Genomic DNA, 21,635 nt, shown 5'->3' on the forward strand with positions numbered 1-21,635 from the left:
TTCCGCATGTTCCTCGGCCCGTCCGTCGCCGCACTGCTGCTGGCGGCGACGGGCTGCTCCTCGACGGACGCCTCCTCGTCGGTCACGGTTCCCACACCGTCACCGGAAGCCGCGGCGTACTGCCGTGCTCTGCAGAAGGAACTGCCGAAGACCGTTGCCGGGCTCGACCGCGGTGACACCGGGACGAAGTCCGAACTGACCGCCCAGTGGGGGGGCGGAGAGATCGTACTGCGGTGCGGTGTGCCCCGGCCCGAGAAGATGGACGACCCCATGGCGAAGGGGACCGAGGCGAACGGCGTCAACTGGTTGCTGGAGCAGCCGGAGGGCGCCGGTCCGCGGTTCACGACGACCTATCGCAAGGCGTACGTCGAAGTGAGTCTCTCGACGGCGTACGCCCATGACGCGAGCCCGTTGGCCGCGTTCGGCCCGGCCGTCCGCAAGACGGTCCCCAGCAGCCTGTAGGGCGCGCACCCCGATGCGGAGCGCACGCCCCACGGCACGGGACTCCGCTCAGCGCAGTCCGGTCGACCGGTTCAACGCGGCCTGGATCAGCCGGTCCACCAGTTCCTGGTAGCTCACGCCGCTCTCCTGCCACATGCGCGGGTACATGGAGATCGGGGTGAAGCCCGGCAGGGTGTTGACCTCGTTGATCACGAAGCCGCCGTCCTCGGTGAGGAAGAAGTCGGCACGCACCAGGCCCTCGCAGGACACCGCCTCGAAGGCGTCGACGGCGAGGCGCTGCACCTCGGCCGTCTGCTCCTCGGTGAGCGGTGCGGGCACGATCCCGGAAGCCGAGTCGATGTACTTGGCCTCGAAGTCGTAGAAGTCGTGCGAGGTGACCGGGGGGATCTCGGCGGGCAGGCTGGCGCGCGGCCCGTCCTCGAACTCCAGCACCCCGCACTCGATCTCCCGGCCGCGCAGCAGCGACTCGACCAGGAACTTGGGGTCGTGGCGGCGGGCTTCCTCGATCGCCTCGTCGAGACCGGCGAGGTCGTCGACCTTGGTGATGCCGATCGACGATCCGGCCCGGGCGGGCTTCACGAAGAGCGGCCAGCCGTGGTCCCCGGCGAAGTCCACGATGCGCTTGCGGGCGGCGGAGGGGTCCGTGTCCCATTCGCGGGGACGCACCACGAGGTACGGGCCGACCGGCAGCCCGAACGAGGTGAAGACCCGCTTCATGTACTCCTTGTCCTGGCCGACCGCCGAGGCGAGCACCCCGGCTCCGACGTACGGCACACCGGAGAGCTCCAGGAGTCCCTGGAGGGTGCCGTCCTCGCCGTACGGGCCGTGCAGGACGGGGAAGACGACGTCGACGTCGCCCAGTGCCTTGGGGACCGCGCCGGGCTCGCTGTACACCACCTCACGGCTGCCGGGGTCGACGGAGAGCACCACGCTGCCCTCGGAGGACTCGGTCAGCTGGGCCATGTCCGGCACCTTGCGGTCCGTGATGGCCATGCGTTCGGGGTCGTCGGTGGTGAGCGCCCAGCGGCCGTCCGTCGTGATGCCGATCGGCAGGACGTCGTACTTGGTCCGGTCGATGGCGTTCAGGACGGCGCCGGCTGTGACGATCGAGATGCCGTGTTCGGAGCTGCGACCGCCGAACACGACGGCCACACGCGGCTTGCGGAGCTGCTGCTTCGGGCTCTGGGGGAGGTTCTCGCTGCTCATATCGCGTCGAGCGTACCTTCTGGTACCACGCGCGTCTGCGCCGCCGGGGCCGCCGGAGCGAGGAGCGCCGACGTTCACCGGACTGCGCACCCCCGAAGGCCCGTCGTCCGGATCGGGCCCCGGTTCCTCCCCGGACGAACTCGTCAACGTCGCTCGGACTTCGCGCTGCGCGACATCAGCTCGCCCAGGGCGACCATCGGCGGCTTGCCCTCGTGGACGATGCCGACGACCGTCTGCGTGATCGGCATGTCCACTCCGTACCTGCGCGCCAGATCGAGCACCGACTCGCAGGACTTGACGCCCTCGGCGGTCTGCTTGGTGACCGCGATCGTCTCCTCGAGCGTCATTCCCCGGCCGAGGTTGGTGCCGAAGGTGTGGTTGCGCGAGAGCGGCGAGGAGCAGGTGGCCACCAGGTCGCCGAGGCCCGCGAGTCCGGAGAAGGTCAGCGGGTCGGCCCCCATGGCGAGGCCGAGCCGGGTGGTCTCGGCGAGGCCTCGGGTGATGAGCGAGCCCTTGGCGTTGTCGCCGAGTCCCATGCCGTCGGCGATTCCCACGGCGAGACCGATGACGTTCTTGACCGCACCGCCGAGTTCGCAGCCGACCACGTCGGTGTTGGTGTAGGGACGGAAGTACGAGGTGTGGCAGGCGGCCTGGAGGCGTTGGGCCACGGACTCGTCCTGGCAGGCGACGACGGCGGCGGCGGGGCGGCGTTCGGCGATCTCCTTGGCCAGGTTGGGGCCGGTGATGACGGCGATGCGGTCCGCGGACACCTTGGTGACGTCCTCGATGACCTCGCTCATCCGCTTCGCGGTGCCGAGTTCGACGCCCTTCATCAGCGAGACCAGGACGGTGTCGGAGCCGAGGTGCGGGGCCCAGTCGGCGAGATTGGCGCGCAGCGTCTGCGAGGGGACCACGAGCACGGCGAAGTCGGCGCCGTGCAGTGCCTCCACGGCGTCCGTGGTGGCCCGCACCGACGCGGGGAGTTCGATCCCCGGCAGGTACTCCGGGTTGGTACGGGTCGTGTTGATCGCCTCGGCGACTTCGGCCCGACGGCCCCAGAGGGTGACCTCGCAGCCCGCGTCGGCGAGGACCATGCCGAAGGCCGTGCCCCATGAGCCGGTTCCGAAGACGGCCGCCTTTGCGGGGTGCGTCACTTGGGCCCCTTCTCTTCGGCCTTGCGCCGCTGTTCCGCACGGACCTTGCGGTAGTCGTACAGCTCCTCGGGCGCCTTCTCACCGCGCAGGATCTCCAGCTGCGCGGTCACCGCGGCCATGATGGTCTCGGTCGCCTCGCGCAGGACCTCCGGCGTCGGCTCCATGTCGTAGAACCGGGAGAGGTCGACCGGCGGTCCGGCCTGCACCTGGAGGGTCTTGCGGGGGAAGAGCCTGATCTTCTTCTCCTTGGCGTACGGAGGCATGACCAGGTGGGCGCCCCACTGGGCGACGGGGATGACCGGGGCCTTCGTCATCAACGCGACGCGGGCCGCACCGGTCTTGCCGGACATCGGCCACAGACCGGGGTCGCGGGTGAGGGTGCCCTCCGGGTAGAAGGCGACGCACTCCCCGCGCTCGATGGCGTCCACCGCGGCCCTGAAGGCGTCCAGTGCGTTGGTCGACTCGCGGTACACGGGGATCTGTCCGATGCCGCGCAGCATCATGCCGACGACGGGGGCCTTGAAGAGGCCGGCCTTCGCGAGGAACCGCGGCACGCGTGTGGAGTTGTACTGGAAGTGGCCGTAGGAGAGCGGGTCCAGATACGAGTTGTGATTGACCGCAGTGATGAATCCGCCGTCGGCCGGAATGTGCTCCATCCCGCGCCAGTCACGCTTGAACAGAACCACCAGAGGCGGTTTTGCGATGACCGCCGCCAGGCGGTACCAGAAGCCGATTCTGCGGCGGGACACTCGGACACCTTCCTTTAAGGACCTGAACTCTGCCTGGCTACCGACGGTCAAGTCTCACCCCAGGCCCCTGCTCTGTCGAGAACACCGTACGCCCCGCCTCCGGGACCGACCCTCCGGGTTCTCGCACCGGCAGGCGAGAATAGGCGGCGATGCGCATCGAGAGGGAGATCGCCACGAACACCGCCCCGGCCGGCCGCTGGTCCCTGGTCGTCCCGTTGAAGCCCTTGGCGCGGGCGAAGAGCAGGCTCACGCCCGCGACAGGCGCCGTGCTGCGCCCGCGGCTCGCCCTCGCCTTCGCCCGGGACACCGTGGCCGCCGCACTGTCCTGCCCGTCGGTGCGGGATGTGGTGGTCGTCACGGACGACACGGAGGCGGGCGCGGCACTCGCGGCCCTCGGGGCGCGGATCGTTCCCGACGAACCGGACCTCGGGCTCAACGCCGCTCTGGCCCATGGTGAGCGGGCGGTACGGACCGACCGGCCCGGGGCGGCTCTCGCCGCCCTCAACGCGGACCTGCCCGCCCTCCGCCCCGGGGAACTGGCCCGGGTGCTGCACTATTCCGCCGCATTTCCTCGCGCATTTGTCACCGATGCGGCAGGGACCGGGACGACATTTCTGTCGGCCGCGCCCGGAGTGGAATTGCGGCCGGATTTCGGTATCTCGTCCCGGGCCCGGCACCTGGACTCCGGTGCCGTGGAAATCAGCCTGCCCGGCATCGATTCGGTCCGCCAGGACGTGGACACCGGCGACGACCTGCGGGCGGCGCTGGCCCTGGGCGTCGGCCCGCACACGGCGGGGCACCGGACCGTGGAAGCCCTCCGGGGCACCGGGTTCCAGCCTTCGGCACCCCCCTCGGCGGACCGATAGGCTGCCGTTCATGCAGGCGACCTCGTACACGTACGACCCCGAGACCCGCACCGGCAGTGTGCTGCTCGACGACGGCACTCCGGTGGAGTTCGACGCCCGGGCCTTCGACGCCGGCGGTCTGCGGCTGCTGCGTCCGGGCCAGCGGGTGCGGATCGAGGGCACCGGAGAGGGTGCGGATCTGCGGATCACCCTGGTGACGCTGCAGACGTTCTGAACCGCCCGGTAGGGACCGCCCGGTCAACAGCCCGCGGGCCGGGCTCCCCCGAGGGAACCCGGCCCGGCGCGTGTGAGCGGCGCTGCGCCGCTCGGCCTCGCTACTTCCGCGCAGTGGCCTTCTTGGCCGTGGTCTTGCGCGCGGTGGTCTTCTTCGCCGGCGCCTTCTTCGCGGTGGTCTTCTTCGCGGGTGCCGTCTTCTTCGCTGCCGCGGTGGTCTTCTTCGCCGCCGCCGTGGTCTTCTTCGCGGTGGTCTTCTTCGCCGCCGCCGTGGTCTTCTTCGCCGCTGCCGTGGTCTTCTTCGCGGCCGTGGTCTTCGCCACAGCCTTCCTGGCGGTGGTCTTCTTCGCCACGGCCTTCTTGGCGGTGGCCTTCTTGGCCGCGGCCTTGGCCGTCGTACGCGTGGAAGCACCGCCCGAGAGGCTGCCCTTGGGCGCCTTCTTCACGGCCACATCATGCTTGGGGAGCTTCTTCGAACCGCTCACCAGGTCCTTGAAGCCCTGCCCCGCACGGAATCGGGGCACCGAGGTCTTCTTGACCCGCACTCGCTCACCCGTCTGCGGGTTGCGGGCGTAGCGAGCAGGACGGTCGACCTTCTCGAACGAGCCGAATCCGGTGACCGAGACCCGGTCCCCTGCGACAACCGCGCGGACGATCGCGTCGAGTACCGCGTCAACGGCATCCGCGGCCTGCTGACGGCCGCCGAGCTTGTCGGCAATCGCTTCTACGAGCTGCGCCTTGTTCACGTCTTCCCCTTCGGAGACATTGCCAGAACGAAAGTGTTCAAGCGTTTTCGCACGTTAGGCAGATATATACCGCAAATCAAACACGAAACGGGCTAATCACCCCAGTGCCGCAACGAAGTCGGACGCTGCACAGTTCCCCAGAGGTCAGTCACCTTCGGGGAATCGCCCTTCATCGAGGTCCTTCATCAACCGGTCCAGACGCCTTGCCGCATAGGGGAGATCGTGCTTAGCCGCGGCCGTGATGACCAACAGCTTCCGGGACAGCGCCATCCTTACGCCCTCCGGGACTTGCAGTGCGCGCACCCTTGTGTGCGCTTCCTTCAATCGGTCGGCGACTTGGCCGTAAAGCTTGAGTTGGCTGTCGCGTTCCATGCACCGATTGTGCCATCTGGGGCAAGTTGTCGCCCGACGGGGTCTCAACAAGCGACTGCGCCCCCTGCCGGGCGGCAGGGGGCGCAGTCCTTGAAACGCGCTGTTCAGACCTTAGTTGTACGCGGCTTGAAGGTCGGCCTTGCGGTCTCATAAGCGGCGATGTCCGCTTCGTTCCGCAGGGTGAGGCCGATGTCGTCCAGCCCGTTCAGCAGACGCCAGCGGGCGTTGTCGTCAAGGTCAAAATCAGCCGTGATGCCCTCGGCGCGGACCTGGCGTGTCTCCAGGTCGACGGTGACCTCGACCGTGGGATCGGCCTCGGTCAGCTCCCAGAGGGCGTCGACGACACTCTGGTCGAGCACGACGGTCAACAGCCCGTTCTTCAGCGAGTTGCCGCGGAAGATGTCGGCGAACCGGGAGGAGATGACGGCCTTGAAGCCGTAGTTCTGCAGCGCCCACACGGCATGTTCGCGCGACGAGCCGGTGCCGAAGTCGGGACCGGCCACCAGCACCGTGGCGCCGCTGCGCTCCGGGCGGTTGAGGACGAAGTTCTCGTCCCGGCGCCAGGCCTCGAAGAGTCCGTCCTCGAAGCCGTCGCGGGTGACCTTCTTCAGCCAGTGGGCGGGGATGATCTGGTCGGTGTCGACGTTGCTGCGGCGCAGCGGGACGGCCCGGCCGGTGTGTGTGGTGAAAGCTTCCATGATTCTCAGACTCCGGCGGGCGTACGGACGTCGGACAGGTCGGCCGGCGAGGCCAGGTGCCCCAGCACGGCGGTGGCGGCGGCGACCTGCGGGGAGACCAGGTGCGTACGGCCGCCCTTGCCCTGCCGGCCCTCGAAGTTGCGGTTCGAGGTGGAGGCGGAGCGCTCGCCGGGGGCCAGCTGGTCGGGGTTCATGCCGAGGCACATCGAGCAGCCGGCGTGGCGCCATTCGGCACCCGCGGCGGTGAAGACCTTGTCCAGGCCCTCCTCGACGGCCTGCAGGGCGACCCGGACGGAGCCCGGGACGACCAGCATCCGCACGCCGTCCGCGACTTTGCGGCCCTCCAGGATCGCGGCGGCGTTACGCAGGTCCTCGATCCGGCCGTTGGTGCAGGAGCCCACGAAGACGGTGTCCACGCTGATCTCGCGCAGCGGCTGCCCGGCGGTCAACCCCATGTACTCCAGGGCCTTTTCGGCGGCGTTGCGCTCCGAGGCGTCCTCGTACGAAGCCGGGTCGGGGACGTTGGCCGACAGCGGCGCGCCCTGGCCGGGGTTGGTGCCCCAGGTGACGAACGGCGACAGTTCGGCGGCGTCGATGACGACCTCGGCGTCGAACACCGCGTCGTCATCGGTGCGCAGCGTCTTCCAGTACGCGACGGCGGCGTCCCAGTCCTCGCCCTGCGGGGCGTGGTCGCGGCCCTTGAGGTAGTCGAAGGTGGTCTGGTCCGGGGCGATCATGCCCGCCCGGGCGCCGGCCTCGATCGACATGTTGCAGATGGTCATCCGGGCTTCCATCGAGAGCTTCTCGATGGCCGAGCCGCGGTATTCGAGGATGTAGCCCTGGCCGCCGCCGGTGCCGATCCGCGCGATGATCGCGAGGATCAGGTCCTTGGCCGTGACACCGTCGGGGAGTTCGCCGTCGATGGTGATCGCCATGGTCTTCGGGCGGGCCATCGGCAGGGTCTGGGTGGCCAGGACGTGCTCGACCTGGCTGGTGCCGATGCCGAACGCCAGCGCGCCGAAAGCGCCGTGCGTGGACGTGTGGGAGTCACCGCAGACGACCGTGGTGCCGGGCTGGGTCAGACCCAGCTGCGGGCCGACCACGTGCACGACGCCCTGCTCGACGTCGCCCAGCGGGTGCAGTCGCACGCCGAACTCCGCGCAGTTCTTGCGCAGGGTCTCCAGCTGGGTGCGGGAGACCGGGTCGGCGATCGGCTTGTCGATGTCGAGGGTCGGGGTGTTGTGATCCTCGGTGGCGATGGTGAGGTCGAGGCGCCGGACAGGCCGTCCTGCCTGACGGAGGCCGTCGAAGGCCTGCGGGCTGGTCACCTCGTGCAGCAGGTGCAGATCGATGAAGAGGAGGTCGGGCTCACCATCGGCGCGCCGGACGACGTGGTCGTCCCAGACCTTCTCCGCGAGTGTCCTACCCATCGCATTCCCTCCGGCCGGCGTCTTCGCCGGCCCAACTAGAGATTCCGTGTGCCGCCGCCCGCCCCCCGTGTGGGCGGTGGCTACGGGCCGTTGTGTGGCCGCCCCACCAGGTTCGCAACTTCCGTCGGAAATTGAACTTGCGTTTCACAGAGTGAGACGCAAGTATCGTCGTATGGACAACTCTAGCGGCGTCGGCGTTCTCGACAAGGCGGCTCTGGTACTGAGCGCTCTGGAGTCCGGTCCGGCCACCCTCGCCGGGCTGGTCGCGGCGACCGGGCTCGCACGACCCACGGCCCATCGACTGGCCGTGGCACTGGAACACCACCGCATGGTGGCGAGGGACATGCAGGGCCGATTCATCCTCGGCCCCCGGCTGGGAGAACTCGCGGCGGCAGCGGGCGAGGACCGCCTGCTGGCCACGGCGGGACCGGTACTCACCCATCTTCGCGACATCACCGGCGAGAGCGCGCAGCTCTACCGGCGACAGGGCGACATGCGCATCTGCGTGGCAGCGGCGGAACGACTGTCCGGTCTGCGGGACACCGTGCCGGTCGGCTCCACACTGACCATGAAGGCCGGCTCGTCGGCCCAGATCCTGATGGCCTGGGAGGAGCCGGAGCGCCTGCACCGGGGGCTCCAGGGCGCCCGTTTCACGGCGACGGCGCTCTCGGGCGTACGGCGCAGGGGCTGGGCCCAGTCGATCGGCGAGCGCGAGCCGGGCGTCGCCTCGGTCTCGGCGCCGGTGCGCGGGCCGTCGAATCGAGTGGTCGCCGCCGTCTCGGTCTCCGGACCGATCGAGCGGCTGACCCGGCACCCCGGCCGGATGCACGCCCAGGCGGTCATCGACGCGGCAGCCAGGCTCAGCGAGGCCCTGCGCCGCAACGGCTGACGCCGCGAGGAGAAACCTTCCGGCCGCCCCAGCGTCGTGGCGGCCCCTTCCCGGAAACTCACTCCACGGACGAGCGGTGCGCGAAACGGTCCGCCGCCCGGCGCCCCCGCTTCTCGAGCGGCAGGACGCCCGTCGCCGCGGCCAGCCCGTAGGCCGGCATGTCGGCGTAGATCGATTCATAGCCGCCCTCGGGCACGACGTATGCCTCGTGCCACAGCCCCACGTGCTGCCGGGACTTCTTCTCCTTGCGGTTCATCACCGCCCACGCCTTGCGATGGAACATGTCGGGAGCGCTCGCGTACGCGTACAGCTTCTCCTTCGACTCCCAGTACTGGACGACGTAGTACGTCCGCGGCGAACCGGTCAGCAGCGTGTAGCCGAGCAGACCACGGCTCCTTTCCTTGCCCAACTCCCGCAGCATGCGCGGCATCGCCGCCAGCACGGGCAGCCAGTGATGCACGCCCCGGAAGTGGTTGATGCGCATCCCGATGAGGAGGACGACCACCTCCCCCTCGGCTGCGGCAGTCATCCGTCCCGGATTCGGCTTCGCGAACATGGCCGTGCCCCCTTCTCCGATTGGATAGCTCCACTCTCCAATGGTTGGATAGTGGCACTGCCCAAGAGGTGGCGCAAGGGAAGGCACGACATATGCGGCTCTCGGAACTGAGCGAGAAGAGCGGCGTCACGACCGCGACGATCAAGTACTACCTGCGTGAGGGGCTGCTGCGGCCGGGCCACCGGATCAGCGCGACACAGGCCGAGTACGACGAGAGCCACCTGCGCCGGCTGCGCCTGGTGCGCGCCCTGATCCAGGTGGGCCGGCTCCCCGTGGCTACCGTCCGCGAGGTCCTCTCCCATGTCGACGACGAGTCCCTGGGCCGGACGATCCGCCTGGGCGCCGCGCTGTGGTCGCTGCCGCACGGCCCGGATCCCGACGAGGAGGCCCCCGAGACGGTGGCGGCCCGCGAGGAGGTCGAACGGCTCCTCGACCGGCTCGACTGGTCGAGCGTGCAGGAGATCGGTTCCCTCTCCCCCGCCCATCGCGCGCTGGTCTCGTCGGTGGCCACCCTGATCCGGCTCGGCTATCCCTGCGACACCGAGTACCTGGCCGGGCAGGCCCGCCTGATGCACCAAGTCGCCGTCCAGGACCTGGACATGATGGAGACGCACCCCACCGAGGCGGAGCAGGTGGAGACGGCGGTCGCCGCGGCCGTGCTCTACGAGCCGCTGCTGATGGCGCTGCGCAGGATGGCCCAGGAGGAGGAGTCGACCCGGCGGTACGGACTCTGAGGGAACAACAGAAGGGCCCTTCACCGAGGTGAAGGGCCCTTGTCTGCCGATCTGTTGTACCCCCGACCGGATTCGAACCGGCGCTACTGCCGTGAGAGGGCAGCGTGCTAGGCCGCTACACAACGGGGGCGCGTGTTCCTGCTGTTGCATTTCTGCGCTGGGCTACCAGGACTCGAACCTAGAATGACGGTACCAGAAACCGTAGTGTTGCCAATTACACCATAGCCCATGGTGTTACAAGTACCCCCGACCGGATTCGAACCGGCGCTACTGCCGTGAGAGGGCAGCGTGCTAGGCCGCTACACAACGGGGGCCCTAGCGATCCTGCATCGAGAGCGTGGGTGCGACCCAGATGATCTCGCGGGAAGGATCTGTACCCCCGACCGGATTCGAACCGGCGCTACTGCCGTGAGAGGGCAGCGTGCTAGGCCGCTACACAACGGGGGCGTGTTCCTGCTGTTGCATTTCTGCGCTGGGCTACCAGGACTCGAACCTAGAATGACGGTACCAGAAACCGTAGTGTTGCCAATTACACCATAGCCCACCAAAACTCAACCCCCTGAGAGGGTCTTGTTCGGCTTGCGCTTCCCGTTCGGATCTTCCGTTCCTCCGGGGCGGCGCAGGAAGAACATTACCCGAAGGTGTCCGGCGCTCCAAAACGGGTATCGCGCGTCAGCAGGCCGGGGAGCTCATCGAGCCCGTCGATGCGGACGAGTTCGGCTCTTCCGCCGCGTCCGCCCCGGTCCAGCCAGATCCCCATCAGCCCGGCGGCGACCGCGCCGCCGGCGTCGATGTCCGGATCGTCCCCCACATACGCGACCTCCGGCGGCTCCAGCGCCAGCGCGTCGCAGGCGGCGTGGAAGGCGGCGGCTTCGGGCTTGGAGACGCCCAGCTCGACCGCGCACACCACGGCCTCGAACCGGTCCCGCACTCCGAGCGTGCGCAGTTTGCGGTCCTGGTTGTGGATGCTGGAGTTCGACAGCACCCCGTGCCGGTACCTGTCGGCGAGCGCATCCAGGACGGGCAGCACATCGGGGAAGAGCGACCAGGCCGCCTCGTAATGGGCGGCATGCCGACCGAACCAGTCATCGGCCTCCACGTCCTCCAGCGCCCGCGCCAGGAACTCCCGGACCCGGTCCCGGCGCTGCCCCACGAAGTCCGTCTCCCCTGCCGCGAACCGCGCCCAGTGCACGTCGGTGATCGCCCGCCATGCGGCGAGGGCCTGCTCGACGGATGCGTATCCGTCGGGCAGGCCCTCCTGTTCGAGGTGCTTGCGCATACCGGCGCGGTCGGCGCCCGAGTAGTCGAAGATCGTGTCGTCGATGTCCCAGAGGACCGCGCGGATCGTCATGAAGCCCAGCGTAGAGACCTATGCGGCGAGCGTGGTGGGCTTCGCGGCGGTCTGCAGACGTCCGGGGCGGGCCAGCAGGTCCTGCACCGGCATGGCTACAGGGTCCGCGAGCCCGCGATCATTCTCGGCAACCCGGCCCGACTGGATACGCCCGTGCGCTGCGGCCCTCCTTGATCGACGCGAGCAGAGCGGACAGGCCGGCCCGGGTTGCCGCGAGTATCACGTCCGGGTCGTCGCTCTCCCGCAGCCGGAACGTGCCGTCGGGCGCGGCGGCCATGTTGACGCAGTTCGCTCCCTCGTTGCTGTACGAGGACTTCTGCCAGAGCAAGTTGACCATGGGATTCCACTTTCGCTCAGAGTGAGCGCATGACATGCAGGACGAGATACCACGCACACCTCGCTCGGCGACCACGTCGGTGATCAGCGTGATGCAGTCCCGCGCCCCCGAGATCATTCTCGGCAACCCGGCCCGGCCGAATACGCCCGTGCGCTGCCGCCCTCCTTGATCGACGCGAGCAGAGCGGACAGGCCGGCCCGGGTTGCCGCGAGTATCACGTCCGGGTCGTCGCTCTCCCGCAGCCGGAACGTGCCGTCGGGCGCGGCGGCCACGTTGACGCAGTTCGCAGCCTCCGCGCTGAACGATGACTTCTGCCAGACCAAGGGGACCAAGGAATTCCATTTCCTCTCAGAGTGAGCGCATGACGTGCAGGATGAGGTCCCGAGACTTCGCCGGTCCGAGCGCACACGCCTCCATACGGTCCAACACCGTCCGGTATTTGGCGAGCTGGGCCTCACCGTCGACGAACACGGATCCATGGTCCGTATCCAGCTGAACGGTGTCCAGCTGTGGAAGCGGGCCACCGAACTGGACGATCCCATGGCCGGCGCCGGGAAAGGTCCCGATCCCGAACGGGACCACCGAGACTGTCAGATGAGCTTCTTCGCTGCAATCGATCAGGTACTGGAGCTGATCTCTCGCGACGCTCGGGCCGCCGAACCCCATCTTCAGCGCAGCCTCATGGACGACGGCCGTCACCGGGGTCGGGGCGCTCCCGTGCAGAACCGCCTGGCGTTTGAGTCGATGCGATACCCGGTGTTCCACCTCGTACGGAGCCAAGGCGGGCACGACATCACCGATGATCACGCGCGCGTGCTCTCTTGTCTGCAGGAGGCCGGGGATGTGGATGACCGATGCGATGCGCAACGTCTGCGCATGGTGCTCCAGTTCCGCGAGGTCCAGTGCGTCGGCCGGAAGGATCTCTCGATACTCCTCCCACCACCCGCGCGTCCGGCCGCCTGTCATCTCCGCAAGAGCTTCAACCAACTGCCCGTCAGCGCATTCGTACAACCTGGCCAGCGCCCGGACCCGCTCGGCGCTTACCGCGTAGCTGCCGGCCTCGATGTTGCTGATACGAGACTGCGTCGCACCGAAAAGCTCTCCTGCGCGAGTGGCGGACAAGTCCGCATGCTCCCTCATCCTGCGCAGCTCCGCGCCCAGGCGCCGTTGCCTCACAGACGGCGGAAGTTTGGCACGAGCCACAGTCCTCGCTCCTCGCGTGCAGAGCCGCCCGTGTCACCACACGAGGGGCTTTGGGCTGCAAATCAACGAAACGATGGGATACATACCAACGCACACCCTACGGTTACTGCTGCCGGCCTCCCAACTCCTCAACACTGACAGGAGACTTCGCATGGCCACCGTATCCCTGCCCTCCTCCCTCCCCGACCCTCCCGACGGCTTCGCCGACGAGATCCGCACCCTCGTCGAAGCCACTGCACCCCGCCTCTTCGCCGTGGTCGAGCAGTTCCGTACCTCCGACGGCAGCCATGACGCCCGCGTCGCCGCGTGGGGACTCGCACACGAGGACGGGAGCGCCCAGGTCACCGCCGTGGACGGCGGGTTCCGGATGTCGCTGCGCACTCCTGACCGTGCCGCCCACATGATCTCCCTACGCCCAGGGAGCGTCGGGTGCCTCGTATGGCCTGGCTCGGCAACTGCCCCCTTCGCTCCAAAGAGTTGAACGCGGTCAACCCAGAGCGACGATGAGCCTGCCCCTGCTCCCCTGCTCCCGGCAGCATCGGAGGCAGCAAACGAAACACCGCGCATATGGCTGCGCAGACCCTGCGCCCGCCCCTTCGGTATCGACGAGGCTGTTCGGCGACGGGAAGCGTGTGGGAGCCGGGGCCGTCATCCCCGGGCAGCAGGTCGGCCCGCGCGAGGTGCCGCAGGCGTCGTGAACGGCCGGAGGCCGGGATTCCCTCAGAGGAATCCCGGCCTCCGGCGGGCGTACGACCGTTACGCGGCGGCCAGCTTCGCCAGTGCCGCGTCGATGCGGGCGATCGTCTTCTCGCGGCCCAGGATCTCCAGGGACTCGAAGAGCGGCAGGCCGACCGTGCGGCCGGTGACCGCGACACGGACCGGGGCCTGGGCCTTGCCGAGCTTGAGGCCGTGCTCCTCACCGGCGGCGAGGATGGCGTTCTTCAGGGCGTCGGCGTTCCACTCGGCGGTGCTCAGGTTGGCGCGGGCCGTGACGAGCAGGGCGTCCGAGCCCTCCTTCATCGCCTTGGCCCAGGACGCCTCGTCCGTCACCGGCTCGTCGAGGAAGAGGAAGTCGACGTTGGCCGTGATGTCGGAGAGGACCGTGACGCGGGTCTGGGCGTGCGGGGCGATCGCCGCGAAGGACTCCGCGTCGAAGGCCTCCGGGGCCCACGGGGCGTACGGCGCCTTCAGCCAGGGCCCACAGGCCTCGGTGAACGTCTTCACGTCGAGCATGCGCACGTGCTCGGCGTTGATGTGCTCGCACTTCTTCAGGTCGAAGCGTGCCGGGTTGGCGTTGACGTCCTTGATGTCGAACGCGGCCACCATCTCCTCGATGGAGAAGATGTCGCGGTCCTCGGCGATGGACCAGCCGAGCAGGGAGAGGTAGTTGAGCAGCCCCTCGGGCAGGAAGCCGCGCTCGCGGTAGAGGTTGAGCGAGGCCTGCGGGTCGCGCTTGGAGAGCTTCTTGTTGCCCTCGCCCATGACATACGGGAGGTGACCGAAGGCGGGGGTGCCCTTGGCGATGCCCAGCTCGACGAGCGCCTTGTAGAGAGCGATCTGACGCGGGGTGGAGGAGAGCAGGTCCTCGCCGCGCAGGACGTGGGTGATCTCCATCAGTGCGTCGTCGACCGGGTTGACCAGTGTGTAGAGCGGGGCGCCGTTGGCGCGGACGATGCCGTAGTCCGGCACGTTCTCCGCCTGGAAGGTCAGCTCGCCCCGCACCAGGTCCGTGAAGGTGATCGCCTCGTCGGGCATGCGGAAGCGGACGATGGACGTCCGGCCCTCGGCCTGGTAGGCGGCGACCTGCTCGGCCGAGAGGTCGCGGCAGTGACCGTCGTAACCGGACGGCCGGCCTGCGGCGCGGGCGGCGTCGCGGCGGGCGTCGAGCTCCTCGGTGGTGCAGTAGCAGTGGTAGGCGTAACCGCCCGCGAGGAGTTTGTCGGCGACATCCTTGTAGATGTCCATGCGCTGCGACTGACGGTACGGGGTGTGCGGGCCGCCGACCTCGGGGCCCTCGTCCCAGTCGAAGCCGAGCCAGCGCATCGAGTCCAGGAGCTGGTTGTAGGACTCCTCGGAGTCACGGGCCGCATCGGTGTCCTCGATGCGGAAGACCAGGGTGCCGCCGTGGTGCCGGGCGAAGGCCCAGTTGAAGAGGGCGGTGCGGACCAGGCCCACATGGGGGTTGCCGGTCGGGGAGGGACAGAAACGTACCCGCGGGGGTGCCGCCTCGTCGAACGGGGCCGAGAGCTGGGGGGAGGGTGCGTTAACCACGCTTGATCACCTTGTTGGTGAGAGTGCCGATGCCTTCGATGGTGACGGCGACCTCGTCGCCGACATGGAGGGGTCCGACCCCTGCGGGAGTGCCGGTGAGGATCACATCGCCCGGGAGCAGCGTCATGGCTTCCGTGATGTGGACGACCAGATCCTCGATCGAGCGGATCATTTCGCTCGTACGGCCGAGTTGTCGTTGCTCGCCGTTGACCGTGGCCTGGATGGTCAGATCGCTGGGGTCGAGGTCGGTCTCCACCCAGGGGCCGAGCGGGCAGGACGTGTCGAAGCCCTTGGCCCGGGCCCACTGCTTCTCGCGCTCCTGGGCGTCACGGGCGGTGACATCGTTGGCACAGGTGTAGCCGAAGATGACGTCCTTCACGCGCTCACGCGGCACTTCGCGGCACATGCGGCCGATGACCACGGCCAGTTCGGCCTCGTGGTGGACCTCCTGAGAGAAGGAGGGGTACTCGATGGCGTCGCCGGAGCCGATCACCGAGGTGGTGGGCTTGAAGAAGGCGACAGGGACGTCCGGTACCTCGTTGCCGAGTTCCGCGGCATGCTCCGCGTAGTTGCGGCCGATGGCCACGACCTTGTTGGGGAGCACGGGCGGCAGGAGGCGGACCTTGCTCAGCGGGACCTTGGTACCGGAGAGCTCGAACTCGGCGTACGGGATGCCCTTGATGATGTCGAGGACGAGGCCATCGGGCCCCTCGCCCTCGACGGCGCCGAAGGCGACATTGCCGTCGATGGAGAACCTGGCGATGCGCACGGGATGCTGTCGCCCCTCACTTGCTGGCTGGCTGAAGACTGACGCTCCAGGCTAACGCGGGCGAGGGGGGCAGGCCGCGCATTACTCCGCGGTCGCAGCCGGGGCTTCCATGAGGATGGTGCGACGGGGGTTGGCGGTCTGGCTGGGCAGGGTGACGGCGTGCTCCGGCTGCTCCGGCGTCTGCAGTTCACCGGCGTCCTTGAGGTGCGCCAGCGTGGTGCGCCGGGGGTTGGCGATCGTGCGGAACATCATCGTCGTCTTCATCTGCCGTTCGGGCCCTGTCGGTGAGGACGCCCCCCGAAGGGGCGCCGGTTGTCGGATTTGCCATCCCTGTAAAGCGCCAGGCTAAACATGCAATTCCCGCAAAGAACCCGGATGAGACAGCGATCATCGTGTGAGTTTGCTCACGACCGGATGGACAATTACCCCATTCCGGTCAGTTGATCACTCAGGCGAAAAGGGACATTGTGCTACTGAATGAAGCATTCCGCTCCTGATCATCTCGACTGGGACACCCCCCGCCCGCCGTCGAAATCGCCATTGATCTTCTGTTTTGTCCGCTCAAACCCTCCACGACTTGTCACCCGCTCATCACAACGCGTCACGCCGGTCGTGACTGGGCACACGGCCCTTGTTGGAGATCCGGCACTGTGCTGGAATTCCACGCACCGCCGCGGGTTTCAAACCGGCGCGCAGGGGCGCAAGGCAGCGCCGAGTGGCGGCGAAAGGGGAGGAGCGCCGGTCACTCAAAACCATCCAGGGGGCGGAGACAACGCCCCATGACGCCGACACCGTCCCACCTGCTCCGCGCAGGGGGACGCCTGGTCCAGAGGTTGCGACGCTAGTGCAGGGACGTTTCAAGAGGGATGGCAGCGCTGCGGCGGAGCAGGAGCCGCATGGCGGGACCGACCGCGGTTCCTCGGCACAGCACGCCCAGAACCCCGGACCGGCCTCGGCCGGCGACAACGGCGACCGCAACCGCGGCCCCGGTGTCGCGGCGGACAACGGCACCGAACCGGTCACGTCGCCCACCCCCCGGGGCTCCGTCGACGCGGGCTCGCGAGTGGCTCTTCGCAACTGGCGGATCAGCACACGTCTGGTCTCCCTGCTCGCCCTTCCGGTGGTCGCCGCGACCACGCTGGGCGGGCTGCGGATCAACGACTCGATGAACGACATCCAGCAGCTGGACCACATGCAGCTGCTGACCCAGATGACCAAGCAGGCGACCCAGCTCGCCCAGGACCTCCAGGTGGAGCGGGACAGCACGGCCGGTCCGCTCTCCAACGGGGTCAAGACCACCGACCTCAAGATCACCACGCCCCGCAAGAAGACCGACCGGTCGAAGTCGGCGTTCTTCGAGGCGACGGAGGCGATCGGCGACCCCTCCGGCGACGAAGCTCTCGAAGGCATCTACTCGAGCGTCCAGCAGATCGCCACCCAGCTGTCCTCGATCCGCGAGATCCGCAAGACGGCGTACGCCGAGGGAAGCTCGATCCAGACCGTCGACCAGTACAGCCAGCTGATCACCTCGCTGCTGAGCCTCTCGCAGGACATGGCGCAGGCGACCAGCAACGCGGAGATGATCAAGCGGACCCGGGCGCTGGCGGCCTTCTCCTCGGCCAAGGAGTACGCCTCGGTCCAGCGGGCGATCATCGCCGCGGCGCTGCCCGGTGGGAACGACAAGCAGCCACATCTCGACCCGAACGACCGCCAGTTCGGCAAAACCGCGTTGAGCAAGGAGTCCTCCGCGCTCCGCACCTTCGAGACGGTCTACGCCGCGACCGGCAACGACACCGAAGAGCTGACCGCCACGCTCAAGGACGGCAACCCGGAGATCAAGGCCTCCGAGACCTACGCGAAGAAGGTCCTGGAAAACGCCTCGGGCATGGACGGCATGCCGCGCCGTTCCTACCTGGACTGGTACGACCAGAGCTCCACCAAGATCGATGCGATGAAGACCATCGAGCAGACCCTCCTCAGCGACATGGAGAGCAAGGCCCGCGAGCTCCGCGACGAGTCGAAGAGCGAAGCGATCATCAGCGGTGCGCTCATCCTGCTGGTGCTCGGTGTCTCGCTGGTCGGCGCCTTCGTCGTCGCGCGGTCGATGATCCGCTCGCTCCGGCGCCTTCAGGACACCGCGACGCGCGTCGCCCAGGACCGGCTGCCCGAGCTCGTCAAGCAGCTCTCCGAGGCCGACCCGCAGGACGTCGACACCTCGGTCGAGTCGGTCGGTGTGCACTCCCGGGACGAGATCGGCCAGGTGGCCGCGGCCTTCGACGACGTGCACCGCGAGGCGGTCCGCCTCGCCGCCGAGCAGGCCCTTCTGCGGGGCAACGTCAACGCGATGTTCACCAACCTCTCGCGTCGCAGCCAGGGCCTCATCCAGCGTCAGCTCTCGCTCATCTCCGAACTGGAGTCGCGCGAGGCCGATCCGGACCAGCTGTCCTCGCTCTTCAAGCTCGACCACCTCGCGACCCGTATGCGCCGTAACGGCGAGAACCTCCTCGTCCTCGCGGGCGAGGAGCCGGGCCGCCGGTGGACCCGCCCGGTCCCGCTGGTCGACGTGCTCCGTGCCGCGGCCTCCGAGGTGGAGCAGTACGAGCGCATCGAACTGGCCGCGGTGCCCGCCACCGAGGTCGCGGGCCGCGTCGTCAACGACCTCGTGCACCTGCTCGCCGAGCTGCTGGAGAACGCCACGTCGTTCTCCTCACCACAGACGAAGGTCCGGGTCACCGGTCACGCACTCCCCGACGGGCGGGTGCTGGTCGAGATCCACGACACCGGCATCGGCCTCTCCCCCGAGGACCTCGCGGCGATCAACGAGCGGCTTGCCTCGCCGCCCACCGTGGACGTCTCGGTCTCCCGCCGCATGGGCCTGTTCGTGGTCGGCCGGCTGTCCCTGCGTCACGGCATCCGGATCCAGCTGCGCCCCTCCGACTCCGGTGGGACGACCGCGCTCGTCATGCTGCCCGTCGACGTTGCGCACGGTGGCAAGCAGCCTGCCCCCAAGCCCGGTCAGGGCCAGCAGCCCTCCGCTCCCGGCGGCCTGCTCGGCGGTGGCACGGGCGCGGGCCCCGGCAACGGCCCCCGTCCCGGTCTCGGCGGCGCCCCGTCGGCCCCGGGCGGCCGGCTCGCCGCGCCCCAGGGCGGAGCGCGCGGTCAGGTCGGTGCGGGCTCCGGCCCGCGGGCGGCGCTGCCCTCGCGTGACGGCGGAACCCGCCCGCCGCAGAACCAGCAGGACCAGCAGAACACCGGCTTCCAGCCCGTCGGGCCGTCCGAGACCGGCCCGCAGGAGCCCTCGCGCCAGGGACCGCCGCAGCGTCAGGGCGGCGGCATCGCCGGTGCCTTCGGCAACGGGCCCCGGTCCGCAGCCCGCGGCCAGGGTGGCGAGACCGGCCGGTCCGACCTGTTCGGGCAGAACCGCCAGGACCAGAACCTCCCGGAGCTCGGCGGCCGGCAGGGAACGCCGGACGGTCAGTCCCCGTGGCAGGCCCCGCAGAACCCGGCCGGCCAGGGCGGCGTCCCGCGGGCCGGCGGCCCGGCAGAAGCAGGGCGCCGACTGCCCCCGGCCGGCGGTCCGCGTGCGGAGCTGCCCGGTGGCAACGCCCAGCCGCAGCGCCCGCAGACGACCAGCTGGGGCACCGCCGATCCGTCCGAACCGCGCCACCATGCCCTGGACGTCCCGCGCGGTCACGAGGACCCCGAGTCCACTGGCCGGTTCCAGCAGCCGGTGAACCCGCCGCTCGCCTCGCAGCCTGCCGCGGACGACCGCCAGGGTCCCGGTTCGACGGCCGAGTTCGCCCGTCCGGACTTCTCCGCCCCGGCCCCCCAGGCCCCGTCCCCGCAGGACCCGGCGAGCACCGCGCAGTTCGCCCGTCCCGACTTCGGCCTGCCGCAGTCGGTCCAGGGACAGGACCAGGGTCTGCCGGCACCGCGTCAGCGTGGCCTGGACAACGGGGACTTCGGCGCCCCGCGTCCGCCCGCCGCACCCGCCGGTGACGCGCACCACCGTCCGGTCCTGCCGCCGCGGCCCGAGGCGCTGCCGCCGGCGACCGGTCCCGGGGACGGCCGTACGCCGCTGTACGACACCCTGGAGACGAACTGGTTCCACGGGCCGCAGCAGAACGGTCGGCAGCCGGCCGCCGTCGAGCCGCAGGCGCCCGGGTTCCCCCAGCAGGCGTCCCAGGAGCCCGCCGCTCCCGTCGCACCGGACCGTGCCGCGGGCGAGACCGGGCCCACCGCGGGCTCCTGGCGCCCGTCGCCGAACGACGACCTCGTACGGCAGGCCGAGCGGGTCAAGAAGCCGGCGGCGGGTGGCGTCACCACGTCCGGTCTGCCGCGCCGAGTGCCTCGCGCCAACCTGGTGCCGGGTACCGCCCAGCAGCAGAACCACCAGTCCGGTCCTCAGGTGTCGCGCGCCCCCGACGATGTGCGCGGGCGTCTGACCAATCTCCGTCGGGGCATCCAGCAGGGACGGCAGGCCAACGGCCAGTCGACCGGAAGTTTCCCCCTCGGCCCTACTCACCAGCAGGAGCGTTAGTTGAGCCCGATGAGTCAGGCGGCGCAGAATCTGAACTGGTTGATCACCAACTTCGTGGACAACACCCCCGGGGTGTCGCACACGGTGGTGGTCTCCGCCGACGGACTCCTGCTCGCCATGTCCGAAGGATTTCCGCGCGACCGTGCCGACCAGCTGGCGGCCGTGGCCTCCGGTCTGACCTCGCTGACCGCGGGTGCCTCGCGGATCTTCGAGGGCGGCGCCGTGAGTCAGACCGTGGTGGAGATGGAGCGTGGCTTCCTCTTCCTGATGTCCATCTCGGACGGATCCTCGCTGGCCGTGCTCGCCCACCCGGACGCCGACATCGGTCTGGTCGGGTACGAGATGGCCCTGCTGGTCGACCGCGCGGGCACCGTCCTGACCCCGGACCTGCGCGCCGAGCTCCAGGGCAGCCTGCTCCACTAGGCGACTCGGCCCGATGACAGAGATGAGAGACTCGATCGCTCCAGGTAACGCCCTCGTCCATCGCACGTCCGGCCGTCAAGCGCCACCCACCGCCCCCTTCAGACGGCAAGCCGACACCCTGCTGTCACGCCCGGAGGATTCATGACCCCGCCACCCGCCTCACCCGATCCGTACGGCGCACTGCACCACGCGTCGTACGACGGTGAAGGCGACCAGCCGCTGGTCCGCCCGTATGCCATGACCGGCGGCCGGACCCGGCCCCGCTACCAGCTCGCCATCGAGGCGCTGGTCTCCACCACGGCCGATCCCGCGCACCTGGGGACGCTGCTCCCCGAGCACCAGCGGATCTGTCACCTCTGCCGTGAGGTCAAGTCGGTGGCCGAGGTCTCGGCACTGCTGTCGATGCCGCTGGGTGTGGCCCGGATCCTCGTAGCCGACCTGGCGGAAGCCGGCATGGTGGCCATCCACCAGCCGGGTAATGGAGAGGCCGGCGGCGCGCCGGACGTGACGCTGCTCGAAAGGGTGCTCAGTGGACTTCGCAAGCTCTAGCGGCGGGGGCGCCCGCTCCACCACCTCGGCGAAGATCGTGGTGGCAGGGGGCTTCGGCGTGGGTAAGACCACGTTCGTCGGTGCCGTCTCGGAGATCAATCCGCTGCGCACCGAAGC

At 69.1% G+C, this 21,635-nt stretch carries 24 protein-coding genes, 5 tRNA genes and 1 pseudogene; 10 read left to right on the top strand and 20 right to left on the bottom strand.

Annotated features, from left to right (window positions below):
• Positions 1-6: 6 nt before the first annotated feature.
• A complete protein-coding gene (locus tag AB0L71_RS21590) occupies positions 7-462 on the top strand; it encodes a DUF3515 domain-containing protein (protein ID WP_365245347.1) in 456 nt (151 codons plus the stop codon).
• A 48-nt stretch (positions 463-510) separates the two neighbouring features.
• On the opposite strand, the gene AB0L71_RS21595 is transcribed toward AB0L71_RS21590, so the two are convergent.
• The 3 genes from AB0L71_RS21595 to AB0L71_RS21605 form a co-directional block, all read right to left on the bottom strand.
• Positions 511-1,668 carry a D-alanine--D-alanine ligase family protein gene (locus tag AB0L71_RS21595; protein WP_365245265.1) on the bottom strand — a complete coding sequence of 386 codons (1,158 nt, stop codon included), beginning with the start codon at positions 1,666-1,668 and terminating at the stop codon, positions 511-513.
• Between the two features lie 143 nt (positions 1,669-1,811).
• On the bottom strand, positions 1,812-2,822 hold the full coding sequence (locus AB0L71_RS21600) for an NAD(P)H-dependent glycerol-3-phosphate dehydrogenase (RefSeq protein WP_365245268.1): 1,011 nt from the start codon (positions 2,820-2,822) through the stop codon (positions 1,812-1,814).
• Entirely contained in the window at positions 2,819-3,571 is a 753-nt protein-coding gene (locus AB0L71_RS21605; RefSeq protein ID WP_365245270.1) for a lysophospholipid acyltransferase family protein, read from the bottom strand. Before AB0L71_RS21605 ends, AB0L71_RS21600 begins: the two co-directional genes overlap by 4 nt.
• Before the next feature lie 149 nt (positions 3,572-3,720).
• Here AB0L71_RS21605 and cofC point away from each other — a divergent pair, with 149 nt between their 5' ends.
• Both cofC and AB0L71_RS21615 read left to right on the top strand, forming a co-directional pair.
• Positions 3,721-4,437, top strand: coding sequence for a 2-phospho-L-lactate guanylyltransferase (cofC, locus tag AB0L71_RS21610; RefSeq protein WP_365245273.1), 717 nt, complete (start codon positions 3,721-3,723; stop codon positions 4,435-4,437).
• Positions 4,438-4,447: 10 nt separating this feature from the next.
• A complete protein-coding gene (locus tag AB0L71_RS21615; RefSeq protein ID WP_327370078.1) occupies positions 4,448-4,651 on the top strand; it encodes a hypothetical protein in 204 nt (67 codons plus the stop codon).
• A gap of 100 nt (positions 4,652-4,751) precedes the next feature.
• On the opposite strand, the gene AB0L71_RS21620 is transcribed toward AB0L71_RS21615, so the two are convergent.
• From AB0L71_RS21620 to leuC, 4 genes are all read right to left on the bottom strand, one after another.
• Complete coding sequence (locus AB0L71_RS21620; protein WP_365245276.1) at positions 4,752-5,396, bottom strand: HU family DNA-binding protein; 645 nt, start codon at positions 5,394-5,396, stop codon at positions 4,752-4,754.
• Between the two features lie 144 nt (positions 5,397-5,540).
• Entirely contained in the window at positions 5,541-5,768 is a 228-nt protein-coding gene (locus AB0L71_RS21625; RefSeq protein ID WP_365245279.1) for a hypothetical protein, read from the bottom strand.
• Between the two features lie 104 nt (positions 5,769-5,872).
• Complete coding sequence (leuD, locus tag AB0L71_RS21630) at positions 5,873-6,466, bottom strand: 3-isopropylmalate dehydratase small subunit (RefSeq protein ID WP_365245282.1); 594 nt, start codon at positions 6,464-6,466, stop codon at positions 5,873-5,875.
• A 5-nt stretch (positions 6,467-6,471) separates the two neighbouring features.
• Complete coding sequence (gene leuC, locus AB0L71_RS21635) at positions 6,472-7,896, bottom strand: 3-isopropylmalate dehydratase large subunit (RefSeq protein WP_365245285.1); 1,425 nt, start codon at positions 7,894-7,896, stop codon at positions 6,472-6,474.
• A 172-nt stretch (positions 7,897-8,068) separates the two neighbouring features.
• Here leuC and ndgR point away from each other — a divergent pair, with 172 nt between their 5' ends.
• Positions 8,069-8,785, top strand: coding sequence for an IclR family transcriptional regulator NdgR (ndgR, locus tag AB0L71_RS21640; protein ID WP_365245289.1), 717 nt, complete (start codon positions 8,069-8,071; stop codon positions 8,783-8,785).
• A 58-nt stretch (positions 8,786-8,843) separates the two neighbouring features.
• On the opposite strand, the gene AB0L71_RS21645 is transcribed toward ndgR, so the two are convergent.
• Positions 8,844-9,341, bottom strand: coding sequence for a DUF4188 domain-containing protein (locus tag AB0L71_RS21645; RefSeq protein WP_365245292.1), 498 nt, complete (start codon positions 9,339-9,341; stop codon positions 8,844-8,846).
• Positions 9,342-9,433: 92 nt separating this feature from the next.
• Between AB0L71_RS21645 and AB0L71_RS21650 the strand changes: the two genes are divergently transcribed.
• Complete coding sequence (locus AB0L71_RS21650; RefSeq protein WP_365245295.1) at positions 9,434-10,075, top strand: MerR family transcriptional regulator; 642 nt, start codon at positions 9,434-9,436, stop codon at positions 10,073-10,075.
• 57 nt (positions 10,076-10,132) lie between these two features.
• Here the strand turns inward: AB0L71_RS21650 and AB0L71_RS21655 are convergent.
• The 9 genes from AB0L71_RS21655 to AB0L71_RS21695 all read right to left on the bottom strand — a co-directional run bounded on the left by AB0L71_RS21655 (position 10,133) and on the right by AB0L71_RS21695 (position 12,966).
• Positions 10,133-10,205 (bottom strand) — tRNA-Glu (locus AB0L71_RS21655).
• A 27-nt stretch (positions 10,206-10,232) separates the two neighbouring features.
• Positions 10,233-10,304, bottom strand: a tRNA-Gln gene (locus AB0L71_RS21660).
• A 12-nt stretch (positions 10,305-10,316) separates the two neighbouring features.
• Positions 10,317-10,389, bottom strand: a tRNA-Glu gene (locus AB0L71_RS21665).
• Between the two features lie 60 nt (positions 10,390-10,449).
• A tRNA-Glu gene (locus tag AB0L71_RS21670) sits at positions 10,450-10,522 on the bottom strand.
• A 25-nt stretch (positions 10,523-10,547) separates the two neighbouring features.
• A tRNA-Gln gene (locus AB0L71_RS21675) sits at positions 10,548-10,619 on the bottom strand.
• An 87-nt stretch (positions 10,620-10,706) separates the two neighbouring features.
• Complete coding sequence (locus AB0L71_RS21680) at positions 10,707-11,426, bottom strand: HAD family hydrolase (RefSeq protein ID WP_365245298.1); 720 nt, start codon at positions 11,424-11,426, stop codon at positions 10,707-10,709.
• Between the two features lie 118 nt (positions 11,427-11,544).
• Complete coding sequence (locus tag AB0L71_RS21685) at positions 11,545-11,763, bottom strand: DUF397 domain-containing protein (RefSeq protein WP_365245301.1); 219 nt, start codon at positions 11,761-11,763, stop codon at positions 11,545-11,547.
• 113 nt (positions 11,764-11,876) lie between these two features.
• Positions 11,877-12,095, bottom strand: coding sequence for a DUF397 domain-containing protein (locus AB0L71_RS21690; RefSeq protein WP_365245304.1), 219 nt, complete (start codon positions 12,093-12,095; stop codon positions 11,877-11,879).
• 16 nt (positions 12,096-12,111) lie between these two features.
• Positions 12,112-12,966, bottom strand: coding sequence for a helix-turn-helix transcriptional regulator (locus tag AB0L71_RS21695; protein ID WP_365245307.1), 855 nt, complete (start codon positions 12,964-12,966; stop codon positions 12,112-12,114).
• 151 nt (positions 12,967-13,117) lie between these two features.
• Here AB0L71_RS21695 and AB0L71_RS21700 point away from each other — a divergent pair, with 151 nt between their 5' ends.
• The gene (locus AB0L71_RS21700) at positions 13,118-13,447 is read left to right on the top strand and encodes a hypothetical protein (protein ID WP_365245310.1); all 330 of its coding nucleotides are present in this window, start codon (positions 13,118-13,120) and stop codon (positions 13,445-13,447) included.
• Between the two features lie 275 nt (positions 13,448-13,722).
• Here the strand turns inward: AB0L71_RS21700 and gltX are convergent, their stop codons facing one another.
• From gltX to AB0L71_RS21715, 3 genes are all read right to left on the bottom strand, one after another.
• On the bottom strand, positions 13,723-15,237 hold the full coding sequence (gene gltX, locus AB0L71_RS21705; protein ID WP_365245313.1) for a glutamate--tRNA ligase: 1,515 nt from the start codon (positions 15,235-15,237) through the stop codon (positions 13,723-13,725).
• Positions 15,230-16,006: a fumarylacetoacetate hydrolase family protein gene (locus tag AB0L71_RS21710; protein ID WP_365245315.1), complete on the bottom strand. Its 777-nt coding sequence runs from the start codon at positions 16,004-16,006 to the stop codon at positions 15,230-15,232. The genes gltX and AB0L71_RS21710 overlap by 8 nt, the downstream gene beginning before the upstream one ends.
• Before the next feature lie 81 nt (positions 16,007-16,087).
• Complete coding sequence (locus AB0L71_RS21715) at positions 16,088-16,270, bottom strand: hypothetical protein (RefSeq protein ID WP_365245318.1); 183 nt, start codon at positions 16,268-16,270, stop codon at positions 16,088-16,090.
• 580 nt (positions 16,271-16,850) lie between these two features.
• Between AB0L71_RS21715 and AB0L71_RS21720 the strand changes: the two genes are divergently transcribed.
• The 4 genes and pseudogenes from AB0L71_RS21720 to AB0L71_RS21735 all read left to right on the top strand — a co-directional run.
• On the top strand, positions 16,851-20,546 hold the full coding sequence (locus tag AB0L71_RS21720; RefSeq protein ID WP_365245321.1) for a nitrate- and nitrite sensing domain-containing protein: 3,696 nt from the start codon (positions 16,851-16,853) through the stop codon (positions 20,544-20,546).
• Positions 20,547-20,969: a roadblock/LC7 domain-containing protein gene (locus AB0L71_RS21725; RefSeq protein ID WP_003966009.1), complete on the top strand. Its 423-nt coding sequence runs from the start codon at positions 20,547-20,549 to the stop codon at positions 20,967-20,969.
• Positions 20,970-21,110: 141 nt separating this feature from the next.
• Positions 21,111-21,518, top strand: a complete 408-nt coding sequence (locus tag AB0L71_RS21730; protein WP_003966010.1) for a DUF742 domain-containing protein — start codon at positions 21,111-21,113, stop codon at positions 21,516-21,518.
• Positions 21,499-21,635, top strand: a pseudogene (locus AB0L71_RS21735) (ATP-binding protein); the annotation flags it as partial. The gene AB0L71_RS21730 and the pseudogene AB0L71_RS21735, both read left to right, overlap by 20 nt.

This window comes from Streptomyces sp. NPDC052052 (genome assembly GCF_040680455.1).
In the GTDB taxonomy this organism is placed as follows: domain Bacteria; phylum Actinomycetota; class Actinomycetes; order Streptomycetales; family Streptomycetaceae; genus Streptomyces.

Coding starts and splice junctions, on each gene's coding strand:
- AB0L71_RS21615 (WP_327370078.1), top strand. CDS start 4,448: ATGCAGGCGACCTCGTACACGTACGACCCCGAGACCCGCACCGGCAGT.
- AB0L71_RS21625 (WP_365245279.1), bottom strand. CDS start 5,768: ATGGAACGCGACAGCCAACTCAAGCTTTACGGCCAAGTCGCCGACCGA.
- AB0L71_RS21590 (WP_365245347.1), top strand. CDS start 7: ATGTTCCTCGGCCCGTCCGTCGCCGCACTGCTGCTGGCGGCGACGGGC.
- AB0L71_RS21650 (WP_365245295.1), top strand. CDS start 9,434: ATGCGGCTCTCGGAACTGAGCGAGAAGAGCGGCGTCACGACCGCGACG.
- cofC (WP_365245273.1), top strand. CDS start 3,721: ATGCGCATCGAGAGGGAGATCGCCACGAACACCGCCCCGGCCGGCCGC.
- AB0L71_RS21685 (WP_365245301.1), bottom strand. CDS start 11,763: ATGGTCAACTTGCTCTGGCAGAAGTCCTCGTACAGCAACGAGGGAGCG.
- AB0L71_RS21700 (WP_365245310.1), top strand. CDS start 13,118: ATGGCCACCGTATCCCTGCCCTCCTCCCTCCCCGACCCTCCCGACGGC.
- AB0L71_RS21730 (WP_003966010.1), top strand. CDS start 21,111: ATGACCCCGCCACCCGCCTCACCCGATCCGTACGGCGCACTGCACCAC.
- AB0L71_RS21645 (WP_365245292.1), bottom strand. CDS start 9,341: ATGTTCGCGAAGCCGAATCCGGGACGGATGACTGCCGCAGCCGAGGGG.
- AB0L71_RS21715 (WP_365245318.1), bottom strand. CDS start 16,270: ATGAAGACGACGATGATGTTCCGCACGATCGCCAACCCCCGGCGCACC.
- ndgR (WP_365245289.1), top strand. CDS start 8,069: ATGGACAACTCTAGCGGCGTCGGCGTTCTCGACAAGGCGGCTCTGGTA.
- AB0L71_RS21595 (WP_365245265.1), bottom strand. CDS start 1,668: ATGAGCAGCGAGAACCTCCCCCAGAGCCCGAAGCAGCAGCTCCGCAAG.
- leuC (WP_365245285.1), bottom strand. CDS start 7,896: ATGGGTAGGACACTCGCGGAGAAGGTCTGGGACGACCACGTCGTCCGG.
- AB0L71_RS21680 (WP_365245298.1), bottom strand. CDS start 11,426: ATGACGATCCGCGCGGTCCTCTGGGACATCGACGACACGATCTTCGAC.
- leuD (WP_365245282.1), bottom strand. CDS start 6,466: ATGGAAGCTTTCACCACACACACCGGCCGGGCCGTCCCGCTGCGCCGC.